At 64.1% G+C, this 281-nt stretch carries 1 protein-coding gene; it reads right to left on the bottom strand.

From position 1 onward, the window contains the following. The coding region (locus EN861_RS35110; RefSeq protein ID WP_189343840.1) for an aminopeptidase P family N-terminal domain-containing protein at positions 1-281 on the bottom strand (281 nt) is incomplete at both ends.

Raw genomic sequence — 281 nt, 5'->3', positions numbered from 1 at the left:
TCGCGCCCAGGCAATTGTCGCCAGCATGGAATCGGTGATGAGCTCCGAGGCGGTGCGCAGTTTTTCGAGCTCGGCTTCGGTCTTGATGGCGCGCATGGTTTCCAGCATGCCGGTCGCGTCGATCAGCTTCGCGTCCGGCAGCGCCTTGCGAATCAGCGTATAGGCATCCGATGGCAGGAAGGCCGGCTCGATGCCGATGCGGGCCGCCCCCTTGCCGATCTTCTGCAAATGCTCCACCGCAAAGTTGGCGGCGTCGAGCGTTCCCCAGCAGGCGGCATGCA

Origin of the sequence: Mesorhizobium sp. M8A.F.Ca.ET.218.01.1.1, assembly GCF_004791165.1 — a bacterium.
GTDB lineage: Bacteria > Pseudomonadota > Alphaproteobacteria > Rhizobiales > Rhizobiaceae > Mesorhizobium.
The sequence above is the reverse complement of the archived record's forward strand: the minus strand, read 5'-3'. Positions and strand labels throughout refer to the sequence as shown.